This is a genomic window from Streptomyces flavochromogenes (assembly GCF_000717595.1).
Classification (GTDB): Bacteria; Actinomycetota; Actinomycetes; order Streptomycetales; family Streptomycetaceae; genus Streptomyces; species Streptomyces flavochromogenes.
The window spans coordinates 1-14,476 of sequence record NZ_JNZO01000038.1 but is presented as its reverse complement, the minus strand read 5'-3'; the positions used below and the strand labels follow the sequence as shown (position 1 = coordinate 14,476).

Sequence of the window (14,476 nt, the reverse complement as noted above, 5' to 3'; positions counted from 1 at the left end):
CGAAACCGTTCGATGCTCATACTCACCACCGCGGTCACCGCGGGAGCACTCACCCTCACCGCCTGTGGTTCGCGCGACGACAAGGGCGCCGCGAAGGACGGCGACAGCGGCAACGTCACCGTGACCATCGGTCTCGACGCGCCCCTCACGGGTGAGCTGTCCGCCCTCGGCCTCGGCATCAAGAACTCCGCCGACCTCGCGGTCAAGACGGCCAACAAGAAGGCCTACGTCAAGGGCGTGACCTTCAAGCTGGAGTCCCTGGACGACCAGGCGCAGCCCTCCTCGGGCCAGCAGAACGCGACGAAGTTCGTCGCCGACAAGTCCGTCCTCGGCGTCGTCGGCCCGCTGAACTCCGGTGTCGCCGAGTCCATGCAGAAGGTCTTCGACGACGCGAAGCTGGTGCAGGTCTCCCCGGCCAACACCAACCCGTCGCTGAGCCAGGGCATCAACTGGAGCAGTGGCGAGAAGAAGCGCGGCTACAAGTCGTACTTCCGCACCGCCACCACGGACGCCATCCAGGGCCCGTTCGCCGCCCAGTACGTCTTCAACGAGGCCAAGAAGACCAAGGCCTTCATCATCGACGACAAGAAGACCTACGGCGCCGGCCTCGCGGGCACCTTCAAGGGCGAGTTCGAGAAGCTCGGCGGCAAGGTCGTCGGCACGCAGCACATCAACCCCGACACCAAGGACTTCAGCGCCGTCGCCACTCAGGTGAAGAGCTCCGGCGCCGACGTCGTCTACTACGGTGGCGAGTACCCGGCCGGCGGCCCGCTGGCCAAGCAGATCAAGGCGGCCGGCGCGAAGGTCACCGTCGTCGGCGGCGACGCGATCTTCAGCCCCGAGTACGTGAAGCTCGCCAGCCCGGCCGCGGCCGACGGCGACATCGCCACCTCGGTCGGCGCCCCGATCGAGACCCTCCCCTCCGCCAAGGACTTCCTGGCCAACTACAAGGCCGAGAACTACAAGGAGGCCTACGAGGCCTACGGCGGCTACGCCTACGACTCGACCTGGGCGATCATCGAGGCCGTCAAGAAGGCCACCGAGGGCAACGGCGGCAAGGTCCCCGAGCGCGCCAAGGTCGTCGAGGCCATGCAGGGCGTCTCCTTCGAGGGCGTGACCGGCTCGGTCGCCTTCGACGAGTTCGGTGACACCACCAACAAGCAGCTGACCGTCTACAAGGTCGAGGGCGGCGCCTTCAAGCCCGTCAAGTCCGGCACCTTCGGCGGCTGATCAACCTCTCCACTCCGCATCACCAGCACCACTCAGCACCACTTTCACCGCGCGGGGGGCCGCACCTGGCTCCCCGCGCGGTGTCACATCCGTCGAAAGTCTCGGAGGACAATGCGGTGAACGAACTGCCGCAGCAGCTGGTCAACGGCCTGCTACTGGGATCCATGTACGGGCTCGTCGCCGTCGGCTACACGATGGTCTACGGCATCGTCCAGCTCATCAACTTCGCCCATGGCGAGATCTTCATGACCGGCGGCTTCGGGGCCCTCACGGTCTGGCTCATCCTTCCCGGCGGCACCACCATGTGGGTCGCTCTGCCCCTCATGATCGTCGGTGCCGTACTCGTCGCGACGACGATAGCCGTCGGAGCGGAACGCCTCGCGTACCGTCCGCTCCGCGGGGGCCCACGCCTCGCCCCCCTCATCACCGCCATCGGTCTCTCACTCGCCCTCCAGCAGGCCGTCTGGGCCTTCTACCCGGAGGCGAAGTCCGCCCGGACCTTCCCGCAGATCCCCGGCGGCCCGATCGAGCTCGGCCCGGTCACCATCCAGACCGGCGACGTCTTCCTCCTGATCGCCGCCCCCGTCTGCATGGCCTTCCTCGCCTTCTTCGTCATGCGCACCCGCACCGGGCGCGGCATGCAGGCCACGGCGCAGGACCCGGACACCGCGAAGCTCATGGGCGTCAACACCGACCGGATCATCGTGATCGCGTTCGCCCTCGGCGCCGCGATGGCCGCCGTCGGCGCCGTCGCCTACGGCCTCAAGTACGGCGTCGTCGACTACAAGATGGGCTTCCTCCTCGGACTCAAGGCCTTCACGGCCGCCGTCCTCGGCGGAATCGGCAACATCTACGGAGCCATGATCGGCGGAGTCGTCCTCGGTGTCGCCGAGACCATGGCGACGGCGTACGTCAGCCACATCCCCGGTATGGAGCAGCTCGGCGGCCAGTCCTGGGCCGACGTCTGGGCCTTCGTACTCCTCATCGTCGTACTCCTCGCCCGGCCACAAGGCCTCCTCGGCGAGCGCGTCGCGGACAGGGCGTGAGCACCATGACCACCATCTCCGAGAACTCGACGGCGCCCGCGGCGCCCGAGCCGGCCGTGGCGACCGGACTCATCGGCTTCGTGCCGGTCGGAATCGCCCGCGCCCTCACCCTGGGCGGCGGCCTCCTCACCGTCGCCAGCTGCTTCACCGCCTGGACCTGGACCGCCCGCTTCCCGGGCGACCTCACGTTCTACGGCTCCCCCGGCGGCCTCCAGATGCAGGTCCTCGTCACCGGCCTGCTCACCGCCCTCTTCGCCCTCTCCTCCTACGGCGTCAAGGGCACCCGCTGGCTGACCCCGGCCGGCGCCGACGCGGCGCTCAAGCTCGCCGCCCTCGCCAACTTCGCCATCGCCTGGTTCACCGTCGGCGCGATCAGCGTCACCCTCGGCGGACCGGTCAACCTGGAGCCGGGCGGCGCGATCGTCGCGCTCGCCAGCCTGCTCGCCCTCCTCGGCGCCCTCGCCCTCCCCTTCGAGCGGCCCAAGGTGCTGCCCGTGGACCCGGAGGACACCGGCTGGGACCAGTTCAAGCACCGCGCCGGCAACGGCTGGGACTCGTTCAAGGCCGCCTTCGCGACCGGCCCCGTGCGCCGGCTCCCCTCGATGCACTCCTCCGTCGAGATCCTGATCATCACGGGCATCCTCGCCGTGGCGCTCGGTGTCTTCACCTACGGCATCGGCACGGAGTACGACGAGCTGTTCCTCGGCTTCCTGATCACCGCGGGCCTCGGGTTCGCCGCCGTCAACAAGTCGGGCCTCATGCAGCAGGCCGCGCAGCTCACCAAGAAGCACCAGAACCTCTCCATCGCGGGCGCGTTCACGGCCGCGGCGCTCTTCCCCTTCACCCAGACCGACGACCAGTACGCGACGCTCGGCGTCTACATCCTGATCTTCGCCACGGTCGCCCTGGGCCTGAACATCGTCGTCGGCCTCGCCGGTCTCCTCGACCTCGGTTACGTCGCCTTCCTCGGCGTCGGCGCCTACGCGGCCGCCCTCGTCTCGGGCGCCCCGACCTCGCCGTTCGGCGTGCACCTCCCCTTCTGGGCCGCCATCCTGGTCGGCGCCGGAGCCTCCCTGGTCTTCGGTGTCCTCATCGGCGCCCCGACCCTGCGCCTGCGCGGCGACTACCTCGCCATCGTGACGCTCGGTTTCGGTGAGATCTTCCGCATCGCCGTCATGAACACCGACGGCACCTCCGGTCCGGACATCACCAACGGCTCCAACGGCATCGCGTCCATCCCTAACCTGAGCATGTTCGGGTTCGACTTCGGCGCCGAGCACACGATCGCCGGCTTCACGATCGGCCGCTTCGCCAACTACTTCTTCCTGATGCTGCTGATCATGGCGGTCGTCGTGCTGGTCTTCCGGCGCAGCGGCGACTCCCGTATCGGCCGCGCCTGGGTCGCCATCCGCGAGGACGAGACCGCCGCGCTCGCCATGGGCATCAACGGCTTCCGGGTCAAGCTCATCGCCTTCGCGCTCGGCGCCTCGCTCGCCGGCCTCGCCGGCACCGTGCAGGCCCACGTCACCTACACGGTGACCCCGGAGCAGTACCTCTTCGCCGGACCGATCCCGCCCAACTCCGCCTTCCTGCTCGCGGCCGTCGTCCTCGGCGGCATGGGCACGATGAGCGGTCCGCTGGTCGGTGCCTCGCTGCTCTTCCTCATCCCGAACAAGCTCCAGTTCATGGGCGAGTACCAGCTCCTCGCCTTCGGCGTCGCGCTGATCCTGCTCATGCGCTTCCGCCCGGAGGGCATGATCGCCAACCGGCGCAACCAGCTGGAGTTCCACGAGAAGGACGAGACGCCCGCCACGCTCGCCAAGGCAGGTGCCTGAACCATGACGACCACCACCACGAAGGCCGCGGACTCCACCGAGCCCGTCGCCCGCGAGACCGTGCTCGACGCCCGCGGGGTCACGATGCGCTTCGGCGGCCTCACCGCCGTGCGCAACGTCGACCTCACCGTGAACAGCGGCGAGATCGTCGGTCTGATCGGCCCCAACGGCGCCGGCAAGACCACCTTCTTCAACTGCCTCACCGGCCTCTACGTCCCCACCGAGGGTGAGGTCCGGTACAAGGGCAAGGTCCTGCCGCCCACCTCGTTCAAGGTCACCGACGCCGGCATCGCCCGCACCTTCCAGAACATCCGTCTGTTCCACAACATGACGGTCCTGGAGAACGTCCTCGTCGGACGCCACACCCGGATGAAGCAGGGCCTCTGGTCGGCGCTGCTGCGTCTGCCCGGCTTCAAGAAGGCCGAGGCGGAGGCGACGGAGCGGGCCATGGAGCTCCTGGAGTTCATCGGCCTCCAGGACAAGGCACAGCACCTCGCCAAGAACCTCCCGTACGGAGAGCAGCGCAAGCTGGAGATCGCCCGCGCCCTCGCGAGCGACCCCGGACTGATCCTGCTCGACGAGCCCACCGCCGGCATGAACCCGCAGGAGACGCGGGCGGCGGAGGAACTCATCTTCGCCATCCGGGACATGGGCATCGCCGTGCTCGTCATCGAGCACGACATGCGGTTCATCTTCAACCTCTGCGACCGGGTCGCCGTGCTCGTCCAGGGCCAGAAGCTGATCGAGGGCGACAGCCAGACCGTCCAGAGCGACGAGCGGGTCATCGCCGCGTACCTGGGCGAGCCCGTCGCGGAGGCCGCACCGGCGGAGGAGGCCACCGCCGAGGAGGCCACCGCCGAGGAGGCGCCGTCCGAGGACGCCCCGGCGAAGGAGGCTCCGTCCGAGGACGAGGCCTCCGACGAGGCGTCCGACGACGAAGCCTCCGACGACACCCCGGAGACCCCCGAGGCCCCCGCCGACGAGGCGTCGGCTGCCGAGGAGACCTCCTCGGAGGACACCCCGCAAGACCCCGGTTCGGGCAAGGAGAACGACGCATGACCGCACTGCTCGAAGTCGAGGACCTGCGCGTCGCCTACGGAAAGATCGAGGCCGTCAAGGGCATCTCCTTCTCCGTCAACGCCGGTGAGGTCGTCACCCTCATCGGCACCAACGGCGCCGGGAAGACCACCACCCTGCGAACCCTCTCCGGGCTCCTCAAGCCGGTCGGCGGCCAGATCAAGTTCGAGGGCAAGTCCCTCCGCAAGATCCCCGCACACAAGATCGTCTCGCTGGGTCTGGCCCACTCCCCCGAAGGCCGGCACATCTTCCCCCGGATGACGATCGAGGAGAACCTCCTCCTCGGCGCCTTCCTCCGGAAGGACACCGCGGGCATCGCCAAGGACGTCCAGCGCGCCTACGACCTCTTCCCGATCCTGGGCGAGCGTCGCAAGCAGGCGGCCGGCACGCTCTCCGGCGGTGAGCAGCAGATGCTCGCCATGGGCCGGGCGTTGATGTCCCAGCCGAAGCTGCTCATGCTCGACGAGCCCTCGATGGGTCTCTCGCCGATCATGATGCAGAAGATCATGGCGACCATCGCCGAGCTGAAGGCCCAGGGAACCACGATCCTGCTCGTCGAGCAGAACGCCCAGGCCGCGCTCGCCCTCGCGGACCAGGGTCACGTCATGGAGATCGGCAAGGTCGTGCTCTCGGGCACCGGCCAGAACCTGCTCCACGACGAGTCCGTCCGCAAGGCGTACCTCGGCGAGGACTGAGCCCCGCTCGGTCCGCACCAAGAACGGAAGGCCCGCCCCACAGTGACGTGGGGCGGGCCTTCTTCGTACGGTACGGCTGCCGCTACTGCTGGCCCTTGGCCGCCTTCTTCTCCTCGGCGTCCTCGATCACGGCCTCGGCGACCTGCTGCATGGACATGCGCCGGTCCATGGACGTCTTCTGGATCCAGCGGAACGCGGCCGGCTCCGTCAGCCCGTACTGGGTCTGCAGGATGGACTTGGCGCGGTCGACCAGCTTGCGGGTCTCCAGGCGCTGGGAGAGGTCGGCGACCTCCTGCTCCAGGGCGCGGAGTTCGGAGAAGCGGGAGACGGCCATCTCGATGGCCGGCACCACGTCGCTCTTGCTGAACGGCTTCACCAGGTACGCCATGGCGCCGGCGTCCCGGGCCCGCTCGACGAGCTCGCGCTGCGAGAAGGCGGTGAGCATGAGGACCGGGGCGATGGACTCGCCGGCGATCTTCTCCGCGGCCGAGATGCCGTCGAGGACGGGCATCTTCACGTCGAGGATGACGAGGTCGGGGCGGTGCTCGCGGGCGAGCTCGACGGCCGTGGCGCCGTCACCTGCCTCGCCGACGACCGTGTAGCCCTCTTCCTCCAGCATCTCTTTGAGATCGAGGCGGATGAGGGCCTCGTCCTCTGCGATGACGACGCGGGTCGTCAGCGGCGGGACGTGCGACGCGTCGGCGTCGTCGGCGGGCTGGGGCGACTCGGGGGCGGTCACGGGGGCTCCTCGTTGCGGGGCAAGTACTGCTCCCCTGAGCCTACCTAGCTCCTGTAATGTGGTGCCCCACAGGGGCGGCAATGCCCTGGCTTTCCAAGGCCCCAGTACTCCAACTGGTCAGAGAGGCCGCTCTCAAACAGCGGACAGTGTGGGTTCGAATCCCACCTGGGGCACTTTTCCTTCGATTCGAAGGCCGACGAGCAGTCAGCGATCGTCACCCACATGCGTGAACTCTGTCGATCCGCACTCAGCCCCGCCGCCACAGCAGGCACCGTCGGCCACATGTACGACATCGGAACGCGCCAACGGGCACTCAGCCTGCTACGAAGCGGCGCGAAGAACGCGACCGTCTCCCGGACACTGAACGTCCCACCCGGCACGATCAGCTCCTGGAAGCACGAGGACCGCGCGAAGCGTGGCGAGAGCCCGGGCAGGTGCCACCGCCCGCTCTGCCCACGGTGCGACGGACGCGAGCTCGACGAGGCCGCGTACGCGTACCTTCTCGGGCTGTACCTCGGCGACGGGCACATCAGTCATCCCCGGCAGCACCGGGTGCCGAGCCTGCGGATCACGCTCGACGACGCCTGGCCCGGAGTACAGCGGGAAGCCATGGCGGCCGTGCGTACGGTCTTCCCCGACAACACGGCCTCCTGGGCGCGGAAGACCGGGTGCCGCGACGTCAAGGTGTACTCCAAGCACCTCGTCTGCCTCTTTCCGCAGCACGGACCCGGCAGGAAGCACGAGCGGGCCATCGTCCTCGAACCGTGGCAGCAGGAGATCGTCGACGCCCACTCGTGGCCATTCATCCGAGGGCTGATCCACTCCGACGGGTCGCGCATCCTCAACTGGACGGAGAAGACCATCGGTGGACGGATGAAGCGGTACGAGTACCCCCGCTACTTCTTCACCAACACCTCGGACGACATAGTGCGGCTGTACACCGACACGCTGGACCGTGTCGGTGTGTCCTGGCGGAGCAGGCGCCGGGCGACCGGGGCACACGATGTCTCCGTGGCACGGCGTGACGACGTCGCCCTCATGGACCAGTACGTCGGCCCCAAGCACTGACCCCTACGTCAGCGGATCCCCGATGTGGTGGACCCGTACCAGGTTCGTCGAGCCCGCGACCCCCGGCGGAGAGCCGGCCGTGATCACCACGATGTCGCCCGGCCTGCAGCGGCCGATCCGGAGGAGCTCCTCGTCCACCTGGGCCACCATCGCGTCCGTCGAGTCGACGTGCGGGCCGAGGAAGGTCTCGACGCCCCAGGTGAGGTTGAGCTGGGAGCGCGTCGCCGGGTCCGGCGTGAAGGCGAGCAGGGGGATCGGCGAGCGGTAGCGGGAGAGCCGCTTGACCGTGTCGCCGGACTGCGTGAAGGCGACGAGGAACCTGGCGCCGAGGAAGTCGCCCATCTCGGCGGCCGCGCGGGCCACCGCGCCGCCCTGGGTGCGGGGCTTGTTCCGGTCGGTCAGCGGCGGCAGGCCCTTGGCGAGGACGTCTTCCTCCGCGGCCTCGACGATGCGGCTCATGGTGCGCACGGTCTCGATCGGGTAGCGCCCGACGCTGGTCTCGCCGGAGAGCATGACGGCGTCGGTGCCGTCGATGACCGCGTTCGCCACGTCGCTCGCCTCGGCTCGCGTGGGGCGGGAGTTGTCGATCATCGAGTCGAGCATCTGGGTGGCGACGATGACCGGCTTGGCGTTCCGCTTGGCGAGCTTGACGGCGCGCTTCTGGACGATCGGGACCTGCTCCAGGGGCATCTCGACGCCCAGGTCGCCGCGGGCGACCATGATGCCGTCGAAGGCGGCGACGATCTCCTCGATGTTCTCGACGGCCTGCGGCTTCTCGATCTTGGCGATGACGGGCAGCCGGCGGCCTTCCTCGTCCATGATCCGGTGGACGTCGTCGATGTCCCGGGCGCTGCGGACGAAGGAGAGCGCGATGACGTCGGCGCCGATGCGCAGCGCCCAGCGCAGGTCCTCGATGTCCTTCTCGGAGAGGGCGGGGACGGAGACGGCGACGCCGGGCAGGTTGAGGCCCTTGTTGTCGGAGACCATGCCGCCCTCGATGACCACGGTGTTGACCCGGGGTCCGTCGACGGAGGTGACCTCGAGGGTGACGCGGCCGTCGTCGACGAGGATGCGCTCACCGGGGGTGACGTCGGCGGCGAGGCCCGAGTAGGTCGTTCCGCAGCAGTGGCGGTCGCCCTCCATCGGCTCGACGGAGATGGCGAACTCGTCGCCGCGTTCAAGGAGTACGGGGCCTTCGCGGAAGCGGCCGAGGCGAATCTTCGGGCCTTGAAGGTCGGCGAGGACTCCGATGCTGCGGCCGGTCTCGTCGGAGGCTTTGCGTACGCGCTGGTAGCGCTCCTCGTGCTCGGCGTACGAGCCGTGGCTGAGGTTGAAGCGGGCCACGTCCATTCCGGCCTCGATCAACGCCTTGATCTGGTCGTATGTTTCGGTGGCGGGCCCAAGGGTACAAACGATTTTCGCTCGGCGCATGCTTCGAGCCTAGGCCTTACCCACCAGTAGCGAGTTGGCAAGACATGACTACTCAACAACCTTTCCGTGAAAGGCTGTTGACAAGTCTTGAATCTGTGCGCCGGGGTGCTCCGATGAGCGATTTTCGCGCCTCGGCGCCCCTTGTCTCAGAGTGCGGGCGGCCGCATCGTGAAGCGCGCCACGACCTCGGCGGTCACGGTCTGACGCTGCGGTTCGAGGTCGAGCGGCGGGGCCTCGCCGACCCCTTCCGCCGAGTACGCCACGGCCGCCGAGCCGAAGGCCGCCCGCCGCGACATCAGCGGCTCCGCGGCGCCCGCGTCCGACAGTTCGAGGAGTGAGGAGAGCGAGGTGCCGAGCGCCTCCGCGTAGGCCCGCGCCCGCTGCACCGCCTCCGTCACCGCGAGCCTGCGGGCCTCCGCGTATGCCGGGGAGGCCGGGCGCAGGGACCACCACGGGCCGTCGACGCTCGTCAGCTCCAGGTCGGCGAGCCGGGTCACCAGCTCCCCGAGCACGGTGAAGTCGGTCAGCTCCGCCGTGACCCGCACCCGTCCGTGGAAGGCGTGCACCCGCTCCCCCCGCCCCTTGCGGGTGAGCTCGGGGGAGATCGAGAAGCTGCCCGTCTCCAGCTTCTCCACGGCGGAGCCCTGCGCCTTGACCAGGTCGAGCACCAGGGCGTTGCGCCGGGTGAGGTCCGCCAGCGTCGCCGACCGGTCGGGCCCGCGGGCGGAGACGGCCACCCAGATCCGGGCGAGCTCCGGGTCGACCTCGAGACGCCCTTCCCCACGAACCGTCACCTGGGGCGCTTCCGGGGTCGCGTGTTCCTGCGTCACGTCCTGACTCCTCCGTGTTCGGCAGCGATCGTCCACCGAACACTTTCCCACTCCGTAACCGGAAAGCTCTGTTGCCGACGTGGCTGTCCGGGTCAGAATCTACGCGCGTTGTGCGCCACGGTCGGCGCCGACGGCACAGAACCACAAGGGGAGAAACACATGCCGCTGAACCGCAGGACGTTCCTGGAGCGCTCGGCCGCCGCCGGGGCCGGAGTGGCCGTCGCCGGAGCCGTCGCCGTTCCCGCCGAGGCCCACGGCGGCCACGGCCGCCCGCGTCCGCGGAAGCGGTACTCGTTCACCGTGATGGGCACCACCGACCTGCACGGCAACGTCTTCAACTGGGACTACTTCACGGACAAGGAGTTCGACGACAAGGCCCACAACGACGTCGGCCTCGCCAAGATCTCCACCCTGGTCGACCAGGTCCGCAAGGAGAAGGGCCGCCGCAACACCCTCCTCATCGACGCCGGCGACACCATCCAGGGCACCCAGCTGTCGTACTACTACGCCAAGGTCGACCCGATCACCGCTCGCCGCGGCCCGGTCCACCCGATGGCCCAGGCGATGAACGCCATCGGCTACGACGCCGCCGCGCTCGGCAACCACGAGTTCAACTACGGCATCCCGGTGCTCCGCAAGTTCGAGGAGCAGTGCGACTTCCCGCTGCTCGGCGCCAACGCGCTCGACGCCAAGACGCTCCGCCCGGCCTTCGCCCCGTACAGCATGCACCGGCTGCGCACCCCGCACGGCAAGGACGTCAAGGTCGCGATACTCGGCCTGACCAACCCCGGCATCGCCATCTGGGACAAGGCGAACGTCAGCGGCAAGATGGTCTTCCCGGGGCTTGAGGAGCAGGCCGCGAAGTGGGTGCCGAAGCTGCGCTCCATGGGCGCGGACGTGGTCGTCGTCTCGGCGCACTCCGGCTCCAGCGGCACCTCCTCGTACGGTGACCAGCTCCCCCACATCGAGAACGCGGCCGGGCTCGTCGCCGAGCAGGTGCCGGGCATCGACGCCATCCTCGTCGGCCACGCGCACACCGAGATCCCCGAGTACCGGGTGAAGAACAAGGAGACCGGCAAGGACGTCGTCCTGTCCGAGCCCCTGAAGTGGGGCCAGCGCCTCACCCTCTTCGACTTCGACCTGGTGTGGGAGAGGGGCTGCTGGACGGTCGAGAAGGTCGCCGCCCAGGTCCTCAACTCCAACACGGTGGCGGAGGACCCGGAGATCACCGGGCTGCTCGGGGACGAGCACAAGAAGGTCGTGGAGTACGTCAACCAGATCATCGGCACCTCCACCGCCGCCATGACCACGGCCGACGCGCCGTGGAAGGACGAGCCGATCATCGACCTGATCAACGTCGTCCAGGCCGAGACCGTGAAGGCCGCCCTCGCCGGCGGCGCCCACGCGGCCCTGCCGGTCCTCTCGCAGGCCTCCTGCTTCTCCCGCACGGCCCGCATCCCGGCCGGCCAGGTCTCCATCAAGGACGCCGCCGGTCTGTACCCCTTCGAGAACACCCTGGAGGCCCGTCTGATGACGGGCGCCCAGCTGAAGGACTACCTGGAGTTCTCGGCGCGGTACTACGTCCAGACCCCGGCGGGCGCTCCGGTCGACACCGCGAAGCTGACCAACGCCGACAACACCCCGGACTACAACTACGACGCCGTCTCCGGGCTCACGTACGACATCGACATCGCCAAGCCGGCCGGTTCCCGGATCGTGAACCTGTCCTTCGAGGGCAAGCCCCTCGACCCGGCGGCGAAGTTCGTCCTCGCGGTCAACAACTACCGGGCGAGCGGCGGCGGCGCGTTCCCGCACGTCGCCGGAGCCCAGCAGCTGTGGGCCAACTCGGACGAGATCCGCAACACCATCATCCAGTGGGTGAAGGCGAAGGGGACGGTCGACCCGTCCCTGTTCGCCTCGGTGGGCTGGAAGCTGACGCGGGACGGGGTCCCCGTCTTCTAGGACTCAACCGGTTCTCACTGCTGCACGAGAGGCGTCAGCTTCCGGCCCTGGGCCGGAACGCTCGGCGCCTCTCGTGTCTCCAGGCCGAAGCTGGTGAAGGCCGTGCGGCGCGGCAGCGGGTACGGCTCCTTGCCGGTGACCGAGTTGAGGATGGTCGCGCTCCGCCAGGCCGCGAGACCGAGGTCGGGGGCGCCGACGCCATGGGTGTGCCGCTCGGCGTTCTGTACGTGCACGGCGCCGGTCACCGACGGGTCGAGGACCAGCCGGTACCGCTCGTCGACACGGGCGCGCCCCGTGGAGTCATGGCGGAGGTAGGGGTCGAGCCCGGCGAGCATCCGGTCCACCGGACGCTCGCGGTAGCCGGTCGCGAGGACGACGGCGTCGGTGGTGAGCCGGGAACGGGTGCCCTGCTGGAGGTGCTCCAGGTGCAGCTCGACCTGGGTGGTGGCGACCCGGCCGGCCGTACGGACCCGGACGCCGGGGGTGAGGACGGCGTCCGGCCAGCCGCCGTGCAGGGTCCTGCGGTACAGCTCGTCGTGGATGGCGGCGATCGTGTCGGCGTCGATGCCCTTGTGCAGCTGCCACTGCCGGGGCACGAGTTCGCCGCGGACGTGCTCGGGCAGGGCGTGGAAGTAGCGGGTGTAGTCGGGGGTGAAGTGTTCGAGCCCCAGCTTCGAGTACTCCATCGGCGCGAAGGCCTCGGTGCGGGCCAGCCAGTGGATTCGCTCGGCCCCGGCGGGGCGGGCCCGGAGCAGGTCGAGGAAGATCTCGGCGCCGGACTGGCCGGATCCGATGACGGTGACGTGGCCGGCGGCGAGGAGTGTCTCGCGGTGCGCGAGGTAGTCGGCCGAGTGGAAGACGGGGACGCCGGGGGCGTCGGCGAGCGGTTTGAGCGGCTCGGGGACGTACGGCTCGGTGCCGACGCCGAGGACGACGTTCCGGGTGTACGCGCGGCCCAGGGCCTCGGCCTGGCCGTCCGGTTCGATCTGGGTGAAGTCGACCTCGAACAGGCGCCGTTCGGGGTTCCAGCGGACCGAGTCGACCTGATGGCCGAAGTGCAGACCGGGGAGCCGCTCGCTGACCCAGCGGCAGTAGGCGTCGTACTCGGCGCGCTGGATGTGGAACTTCTCGGCGAAGTAGAACGGGAAGAGGCGTTCTCGGCTCTTCAGGTAGTTGAGGAAGGTCCACGGGCTGGTCGGGTCGGCCAGGGTCACCAGGTCGGCGAGGAACGGGACCTGGAGCGTGGCGCCCTCGATGAGGAGGCCCGGGTGCCAGTGGAAGGCGGGCTTCTGCTCGAAGAAGGCGGTGGCGAGCCCGCCGGGGAGACCGTGCGCGAGAGCGGCGAGCGAGAGGTTGAAGGGGCCGATGCCGACGCCCACGAGGTCGTGGGGGCGGTCGGGGTCGTCCTGGGGGGTGCTGCCGGTGCTGCCGGTCATCGGTGCGCGCTGCCTTCCACGAGGGTGATGAGCTGAGCCAGGTCGCCGGGGGTGGCGTGGGGGTTGAGCAGGGTGGCCTTGAGCCAGAGACGGCCGTCCGCCTCGGCGCGGCCGAGGACGGCGCGGCCCTCGGTCAGGAGGGTGCGGCGGACGGCGGCGACGGTCCTGTCGGTGACGCCGGGGCCGTTCGGCCGGAACAGGACGGTGGTGAGGGTGGGGCGGGCCTGCAGGTCGAGGCCCGGCGCCTTCTCCACGAGGTCGGCCAGCTCCTGCGCGCGGTCCATGCAGGTGTCGACGAGCTCGCCGAGGCCGGTGCGGCCGAGGGCCCGGAGGGTGACGGCGCTCTTGAGGACGTCCGGGCGGCGGGTGGTGCGCAGGGAGCGGCCGAGGAGGTCGGGGAGACCGGCCTCGGTGTCGTCGTCGGCGTTGAGGTACGCGGCGGTGTGCCCGAGCGCGGCGAGGTCGGCCGGGTCCCGTACGGCGAGGAGTCCGGCGGCGGCCGGCTGCCAGCCCAGTTTGTGCAGGTCGACGGTGACGGTGCGGGCGCGGGCCAGGCCGTCGAGGAGGGAGCGGTGCCGGCGGCTGAAGAGGAGGGGGCCTCCGTAGGCGGCGTCGACGTGGAGGTCGGCGTGCCGCTCCTCGCAGAGGTCCGCCAGGGCCGGGAGCGGGTCGATGAGGCCCTCATCGGTGGTTCCCGCCGTGGCCGCGACGAGGATCGGGCCGGTGAGGGTGGTCAGCGCCTCGCGCAGGGCGGCCGGGTCGAGGGTGCCGCGCGGGGTGGGCACCACGGACGGCTCCGGGAGGCCGAGGAGCCAGGCGGCCCGCTGGAAGGAGTGGTGGGCGTTGGCGCCGACGACGGTGCGGACGGCGGGGCCGAGGCGCTCCCTCGCGAGGAGCAGGGCGAGTTGGTTGGACTCGGTGCCGCCGGTCGTGACGAGCGCGTCGGGGTGCGGGGCGTCCGGGTAGACCTCGGCGGCGAGGGCGGCCGTGACCCGGCCCTCGATCGCGGAGGCGGCGGGGGCCTGGTCCCAGGAGTCCATGGACGGGTTGAGTGCGGAGGCCGCGAGGTCGGCGGCGGCGGCGAGGGCGAGGGGCGGGGTGTGGAGGTGGGCGGCGCAGAGGGGGTG

The 14,476-nt window shown here is 69.7% G+C and carries 12 protein-coding genes and 1 tRNA gene; 8 read left to right on the top strand and 5 right to left on the bottom strand.

The window, feature by feature from the left end; genetic code table 11:
- The first annotated feature begins 12 nt into the window (after nt 1-12).
- From IF00_RS0135135 to IF00_RS0135115, 5 genes are all read left to right on the top strand, one after another.
- Nucleotides 13-1,230 carry a branched-chain amino acid ABC transporter substrate-binding protein gene (locus IF00_RS0135135; protein ID WP_388305341.1) on the top strand — a complete coding sequence of 406 codons (1,218 nt, stop codon included), beginning with the start codon at nt 13-15 and terminating at the stop codon, nt 1,228-1,230.
- Between the two features lie 116 nt (nt 1,231-1,346).
- Nucleotides 1,347-2,276 (top strand): branched-chain amino acid ABC transporter permease, encoded by a 930-nt coding sequence (locus tag IF00_RS0135130; protein WP_030325219.1) that lies wholly within the window; start codon nt 1,347-1,349, stop codon nt 2,274-2,276.
- A 5-nt stretch (nt 2,277-2,281) separates the two neighbouring features.
- Nucleotides 2,282-4,111 carry a branched-chain amino acid ABC transporter permease gene (locus IF00_RS0135125; RefSeq protein WP_030325217.1) on the top strand — a complete coding sequence of 610 codons (1,830 nt, stop codon included), beginning with the start codon at nt 2,282-2,284 and terminating at the stop codon, nt 4,109-4,111.
- A gap of 3 nt (nt 4,112-4,114) precedes the next feature.
- Nucleotides 4,115-5,170 carry an ABC transporter ATP-binding protein gene (locus IF00_RS0135120; protein WP_030325216.1) on the top strand — a complete coding sequence of 352 codons (1,056 nt, stop codon included), beginning with the start codon at nt 4,115-4,117 and terminating at the stop codon, nt 5,168-5,170.
- A complete protein-coding gene (locus tag IF00_RS0135115) occupies nt 5,167-5,883 on the top strand; it encodes an ABC transporter ATP-binding protein (RefSeq protein ID WP_030325214.1) in 717 nt (238 codons plus the stop codon). The genes IF00_RS0135120 and IF00_RS0135115 overlap by 4 nt, the downstream gene beginning before the upstream one ends.
- An 82-nt stretch (nt 5,884-5,965) precedes the next feature.
- Here the strand turns inward: IF00_RS0135115 and IF00_RS0135110 are convergent, their stop codons facing one another.
- Nucleotides 5,966-6,622 (bottom strand): ANTAR domain-containing response regulator, encoded by a 657-nt coding sequence (locus IF00_RS0135110; protein WP_030325212.1) that lies wholly within the window; start codon nt 6,620-6,622, stop codon nt 5,966-5,968.
- A gap of 98 nt (nt 6,623-6,720) precedes the next feature.
- Here IF00_RS0135110 and IF00_RS0135105 point away from each other — a divergent pair.
- Together IF00_RS0135105 and IF00_RS0135100 are read left to right on the top strand one after the other, a co-directional pair.
- Nucleotides 6,721-6,795: transfer RNA gene (locus IF00_RS0135105), tRNA-Leu, on the top strand.
- A gap of 109 nt (nt 6,796-6,904) precedes the next feature.
- Nucleotides 6,905-7,690, top strand: coding sequence for a hypothetical protein (locus tag IF00_RS0135100; RefSeq protein ID WP_030325211.1), 786 nt, complete (start codon nt 6,905-6,907; stop codon nt 7,688-7,690).
- A gap of 3 nt (nt 7,691-7,693) precedes the next feature.
- Here IF00_RS0135100 and pyk read toward each other — a convergent pair whose 3' ends face one another.
- Together pyk and IF00_RS0135090 are read right to left on the bottom strand one after the other, a co-directional pair.
- Nucleotides 7,694-9,121: a pyruvate kinase gene (pyk, locus tag IF00_RS0135095; protein WP_030325210.1), complete on the bottom strand. Its 1,428-nt coding sequence runs from the start codon at nt 9,119-9,121 to the stop codon at nt 7,694-7,696.
- A gap of 146 nt (nt 9,122-9,267) precedes the next feature.
- Nucleotides 9,268-9,951 carry an SIMPL domain-containing protein gene (locus tag IF00_RS0135090; RefSeq protein ID WP_030325209.1) on the bottom strand — a complete coding sequence of 228 codons (684 nt, stop codon included), beginning with the start codon at nt 9,949-9,951 and terminating at the stop codon, nt 9,268-9,270.
- Nucleotides 9,952-10,110: 159 nt separating this feature from the next.
- Here IF00_RS0135090 and IF00_RS0135085 point away from each other — a divergent pair, with 159 nt between their 5' ends.
- A complete protein-coding gene (locus IF00_RS0135085) occupies nt 10,111-11,913 on the top strand; it encodes a bifunctional metallophosphatase/5'-nucleotidase (protein WP_030325208.1) in 1,803 nt (600 codons plus the stop codon).
- Between the two features lie 14 nt (nt 11,914-11,927).
- Here the strand turns inward: IF00_RS0135085 and IF00_RS0135080 are convergent, their stop codons facing one another.
- Both IF00_RS0135080 and IF00_RS0135075 read right to left on the bottom strand, forming a co-directional pair.
- Entirely contained in the window at nt 11,928-13,349 is a 1,422-nt protein-coding gene (locus IF00_RS0135080) for a lysine N(6)-hydroxylase/L-ornithine N(5)-oxygenase family protein (protein WP_030325207.1), read from the bottom strand.
- On the bottom strand, nt 13,346-14,476 hold a 1,131-nt coding region (locus IF00_RS0135075), incomplete at its 5' end, for a pyridoxal phosphate-dependent decarboxylase family protein (protein WP_030325206.1). The genes IF00_RS0135075 and IF00_RS0135080, both read right to left, overlap by 4 nt.